Here is a 5549-nt window from a genome sequence, read left to right as displayed (position 1 = left end):
GTGCATAAAAATTCTTATGAAATCTGACTCTGCGAATTAATCAGCGCTTCCCTAGCTCCTGGCTTCCAGGAAAGATGGCCAGCCTACGGAACGAATGACTGACGGAAATATCGGGTGGGTAGCGCCGCAGGCGAATCAGCTTTCCTGGCAGCTAGCCGCTAGTAGCTAGAAGCTACATGCGAATGACTCTACCCATCAGCGCCGAACACATCAGCTCGTCAACCCGCAATTTGAATGGATGCCTCTGCAACGGGCAGGTCAGAAATATCTTTTGAATTCCACTGGCATTTTCTTTTCTCATATAGTATAATAGTCAAGCATTCAGCATCACCGTATCCGGTTCTTTTTTGTTGCAAACAGGAAAGACTTATGATACAATGCTACTGTTAGTCTGGACAGTCCTCTGCCAAAAGCGATCGGCATGAATGTCTTGTGAGAAGGAGGAAAAGATCGTGAATATTATTGAAACACTGGAAAATGAACAGCTCAGAAAAGACATTCCTGAATTCCGTCCCGGGGATACCGTAAGAGTTCACGTAAAGGTTGTCGAAGGCAAGACTGAACGTGTACAGGTATTTGAAGGTATCGTCATTGCCAGAAAGAATGCAGGCGTGAGAGAAACTTTCACCGTTCGTCGTATTTCCTACGGCGTAGGCGTGGAAAGAACATTCCTGGTTCATTCTCCCCGTCTGGAAAAGATCGAAGTGAAGCGCCGCGGCATTGTTCGTCGTGCTAAACTGTTCTATCTGCGTGGCCTGTCCGGCAAAGCAGCCAGAATTAAGGAAAGAAAATAATAATAAAAAACTGCAGCGGAAGCTGCAGTTTTTTATTGGGAAAACGCTGAGCTCCTTCGCCGAACCGGGGCGGAGTCATGGGTCGGTGAAGGAACTCATATTCCATGGAAACTGCTATGTTTCTAGCGGCATAAATGTGTTAGAATAATAAAGTGCGGGGAGAGGGCAGGTTTTATTATTTTATAAGCGAGGAACCTATGAAATATAAATATGTCATTCCGGCAGTACTCTTATCTTTAGGAATGGTGATTCCTGTTTCGGCCAATAAAATACGGAACGTCTTTGTAGTGGATGAATTGACGGTGGAAGTAGAAATGGCAGATCCCCTGACAAAGGAGGAACTCCTGCCATCAGATTTCCTGTCTCCCGGATATAAACCGGCTTTTACGTTTAATGAGGGCCTGGAGGCTACGGGCCTTCCTGTACCCCAAAAAGGCGATGGATTTCATGATAATATTTACCGTATCCCCGTAAATGGGATGAAGGCCGGACCGATTTATCAGATATCCTATGACGGACAGAAACCAAAGACCTTTAAATTTTATGAAGGACGGGAACAGACTGACCGTTATCGGGACAGGTATGGCAGCTATTTCTGATTTTCTGGCAGGGGCGTGACTATGCATATCGTTTTAGTAGAACCGGAGATACCGGGAAATACAGGCAATATATCCCGCCTGTGTGCGGCGGAGCATCTGACGCTTCACCTGGTGGAACCGCTGGGCTTTTCCATCGATGATAAACATCTGAAAAGGGCGGGCCTCGATTACTGGGACCTGTTGGAGGTTCATGTGCATCCGAATTTCGAGTCCGTGGAAAAAATGCTGCAGGGCCATCATTTCTACTATAATACGACAAAAGCAGTGAAATCCTATACAGAAGTATCCTTCCATGAGGATGATGTACTTGTTTTTGGCAAAGAAACAAAGGGCCTGCCGGAGGACATGCTTCTTTCCCATAAGGAAGACTGTATCCGGATTCCTATGATTGAAGAGGCAAGGTCTCTCAATCTGTCCAATGCTGTAGCTATTGTGGCATTGGAAGCACTGAGACAGACCGGCTTTCCCCATCTTTTGAAAGAAAGCGGCCGGTTATTTAAAGGAGGTAAGGACACTCATGAATACCTATGATGCAGCCTATGACCTGGCAAGGGCCATCAAAGAAAGTGATGAAATGAAACGCCTTACGGCAGCTGCTGAAAAAATCAAGGGCGATGATGAAGCAAAAAAATGGTCAAGGAATACATCATGGCCCAGATGAAAGCAGACTATGCAAAGCTGGCAGGCCAGAAGGAAGATGAAGATGGATACAAGCACCTCCAGGAACTGGCAGTTCTTGTCAGCAATAACAGCAATGCCCAGGAGTATCTCCAGGCATTTATCCGCTGGAATCAGGTAGCTGCGGATTTGCAGAAGATCGTATCTGATGCAATGGCGCAGGGTATGGATGTATTGGAATTGGATAAACAATGACAGACTGGAAAGCATTTCTTGATGGAATTTTAAATGAACGGCAGTACAAGCTGGATGAACCCATGAGCCGGCATACCACCTATGGTATTGGCGGGCCGGCAGACTGCTTTGCAACACCTCAGACAAAGGAAGAGCTGAAGGCTCTTCTTTCCAAAGCCCATGATGAGGGAATCCCGGTGACTTTTATCGGCGGCGGTTCCAACCTTCTCGTTTCGGATCTGGGAATCCGGGGTATTACGCTTTGCACAAACCGGCTGAAGCCGGAAATGGAATGCCGGGATACTTGGATTACTGTCCACGGCGGAGCAGGTACCGGTACAGTATCACGGTTTGCCGAAAAGAACAGCCTGAAGGGGTTTGAATGGGCTGTAGGTATTCCGGGGACCCTCTGCGGGGCAGTTTTCATGAATGCCAATGGTTATGGCAGCCAGATGAAAAATGTGGTGGAAGAAGTCTACACCATTACCGGTGACGGGAAAGAAGAGAAAACCTATGGCTGGGATGATCTCCACTATGGTGACAGTGACAGCATTTTCATGCATAACGGAGATATCATCGTGGGGGCGAAGCTCCATCTGGCTCCGGGGAATGCTGATGAAATCAAGAGGAACATGACGGAACACCAGATTTCCAGACGGACGAAGCAGCCTTTGGAGAAGAGAAGTGCCGGAACCATGTACCTTCGTCCACCGGGATATCATGTGGGCCCCATGATTAAAGAATGCGGCCTGATCGGATTCTCCATCGGAGATGCCCAGGTTTCTACAAAACATCCTGATTTTGTGGTGAATAATGGACATGCTTCCTGCAAAGAAGTACTGGAAGTGCTTCATGAAGTGCAGAAAAGGATCATGGATACTTTCCATATCCATGTGCCTCTGGACGTCCGTATCATCGGAGAAGGAGTCAAACAGGAACGATAAGAAGAGGGACTGTGAACATTCACAGTCCTTTTTTGATGGAGAAATAAAAGAAGAACCCTTTCAGGCCAGTCTTTTTTTGCGTCCGCTGTTATCCCTGCACCTGCCTTTCTTGTAACTTCCATGCCCTGCCGCCGGCTGTCTTTCATAAATATTTTCCTGTTTTTATTTTTACCCCCTTGCATTTCTCAGAAAAGTTATGTATTATAGAAAAGTAAGTTAGCACTCGATGCGAGTGAGTGCTAATAGTCAAAGGAGGAATAGACATGTTAAAACCATTGGCAGATCGTGTTCTTGTTAAAGTTGATGAAGAAGAAACTAAAACCGCCGGCGGCATCCTGCTCCCGGATACAGCTCAGAAAAAATCCCAGAAAGGCACTGTACTTGCAGTAGGTTCCGGCAAAGTCCTGGACAACGGCACCCGCCTTCCTTTTGAAGTAAAGGTAGGAGACCATGTGCTTTTTGCTAAATATTCCGGTGTAGATATTGATGAAAACGGAGAAAAGTACCTGCTTCTCTCTGAAAGAGATATTCTCGCTATTCTTTAATTTTTACATTTCGTTCGTATAGGAGTGACATAAATGGCTAAAAAAGTACTTTATAATGAAGAAGCCCGTGCTGCCCTGCTGAGAGGCGTGGACCAGCTGGCTAATGCAGTAAAGATTACCCTGGGACCGAAAGGCCGCAACGTAGTTCTCGATAAGAAGTTCGGCGCACCGAACATTGTCAATGATGGTGTTTCCATTGCCCGTGAAATCGAACTGAAAGATCCCTTTGAAAATATGGGCGCCCAGCTCGTTAAAGAAGTAGCTACCAAGACCAATGATGTAGCCGGCGATGGTACCACCACCGCTACCCTTCTTGCCCAGTCCATGATTCATGAGGGCATGAGAAACGTAGCAGCCGGTGCAAACCCCATGGTCCTGAAAAAAGGCATTGAAGAAGCCGTAAAAGTTCTCGTAGATGAAATCAAAAAGAGAGCTGTTCCTGTTAAGACGAAAGAAGCTATCGCCCAGGTTGCTTCCATTTCTTCCGCAGATAAGACCATTGGCGGACTCATTGCTGACGCTATGGAAAAGGTAGGCAACGATGGCGTTATCACCGTTGAAGACTCCAAGACCCTCGGCACCAGCCTGAAAGTGGTAGAAGGCATGCAGTTTGACCGCGGCTACCTTTCCCCTTACATGGTAACGGATCCGGATAAGATGGAATGCGTCATGGATAATCCATACATCCTCATTACGGACAAGAAAATCAATATGCTCCAGGATATGCTGCAGCTCCTCGAACAGGTAGCCCGTTCCGGCAAAGAACTGCTGATTATCGCTGAAGATGTGGAAGGCGAAGCACTGGCAACCCTCGTTGTGAACAGGCTCCGTGGCACACTGAAATGCGCTGCTGTCAAAGCTCCGGGATTCGGCGATCGCCGTAAGGCTATGCTGGAAGATATCGCTATCCTCACCGGTGGCCATGTAATTTCTGAAGACATGGGCCGTAACCTCCAGAGCGCTACCCTGGATGACCTCGGCACCTGCCATCAGGTCCGCATCACAAAGGATAACACCACCATTGTAGGCGGCGCTGGTGATAAGGATGCTATTAAACACAGAGTAGAACAGATCCGCGAACAGTACAAAGAAGCGGTTTCCCAGTTCGATAAAGATAAACTGCAGGAACGTCTCGCTAAGATGAGCGGCGGCGTAGCAGTCATCGAAGTCGGCGCTGCAACGGAAGTAGAAATGAAAGATAAGAGACTCCGTATCGAAGATGCCCTGAATGCTACCCGCGCTGCTGTTGAAGAAGGTATCGTTGCCGGCGGCGGCACCACATTCCTCGACATCCAGAGCAGCCTGGATTCCATTAAGGCAGAAGGGGACGTAAAGACCGGCGTTAACCTCGTCCGTCACGCTATCGAAGCTCCTGTCCGCCAGATTGCTGACAATGCAGGTATTGAAGGCGCCATCGTAGCTGAAAAGGTCAAAGAAGCAGGCGAAGGCATCGGCTACAATGCAGCTGAAAACAAATATGAAAACATGCTGGAAGCTGGCATCGTAGATCCGGCAAAGGTAACCAGAAGCGCACTGCAGAATGCAGCTTCTATCGCTGCCCTTGTTCTTACCACGGAAGCTGTGGTAGGCGATATTCCGGAAGAAAAACCGGCTATGCCTCCTATGCCCCAGGGCGGTATGATGTAATCTGACTGTCATCCGTTGAAATGACAATAAAAGCCGGGGAAAATGAGTCAATCATTTTCCCCGGCTTTTTGACGTTCCAATTGCGGTTTGTCGAGCTGATGGGATCTGTGGCTGGCGAGCGGCCCAAACGGGGTGAATGGGGCGTAAGGGTTGTGGGTTGGCATCGCT

General features: G+C 47.9%; 6 protein-coding genes and 1 pseudogene. All 7 read left to right on the top strand.

The features are described from left to right. Positions 1–452: 452 nt before the first annotated feature. The 7 genes and pseudogenes from rplS to groL all read left to right on the top strand — a co-directional run bounded on the left by rplS (position 453) and on the right by groL (position 5381). Entirely contained in the window at positions 453–794 is a 342-nt protein-coding gene (gene rplS, locus QZR21_RS07745) for a 50S ribosomal protein L19 (RefSeq protein ID WP_363143241.1), read from the top strand. A 197-nt stretch (positions 795–991) separates the two neighbouring features. Next, positions 992–1393, top strand: coding sequence for a hypothetical protein (locus tag QZR21_RS07740; protein WP_296099651.1), 402 nt, complete (start codon positions 992–994; stop codon positions 1391–1393). A 21-nt stretch (positions 1394–1414) separates the two neighbouring features. Then, entirely contained in the window at positions 1415–1924 is a 510-nt protein-coding gene (locus QZR21_RS07735; protein WP_296099653.1) for a tRNA (cytidine(34)-2'-O)-methyltransferase, read from the top strand. After that, positions 1911–2266: pseudogene (locus tag QZR21_RS07725) on the top strand (YlbF family regulator). Before QZR21_RS07735 ends, QZR21_RS07725 begins: the two are co-directional and overlap by 14 nt. Beyond that, positions 2263–3189 (top strand): UDP-N-acetylmuramate dehydrogenase, encoded by a 927-nt coding sequence (gene murB / locus QZR21_RS07720; protein WP_296099655.1) that lies wholly within the window; start codon positions 2263–2265, stop codon positions 3187–3189. The pseudogene QZR21_RS07725 and the gene murB overlap by 4 nt, the downstream one beginning before the upstream one ends. Positions 3190–3452: 263 nt before the next feature. After that, entirely contained in the window at positions 3453–3734 is a 282-nt protein-coding gene (groES, locus tag QZR21_RS07715) for a co-chaperone GroES (protein WP_296099656.1), read from the top strand. A gap of 33 nt (positions 3735–3767) precedes the next feature. Next, positions 3768–5381 carry a chaperonin GroEL gene (gene groL, locus QZR21_RS07710; RefSeq protein WP_296099658.1) on the top strand — a complete coding sequence of 538 codons (1614 nt, stop codon included), beginning with the start codon at positions 3768–3770 and terminating at the stop codon, positions 5379–5381. Positions 5382–5549: the final 168 nt, after the last annotated feature.

It is taken from the genome of uncultured Dialister sp., assembly GCF_900541605.1.
In the GTDB taxonomy this organism is placed as follows: domain Bacteria; phylum Bacillota; class Negativicutes; order Veillonellales; family Dialisteraceae; genus Dialister.
This window is presented reverse-complemented; position numbering and strand designations above follow the sequence as displayed.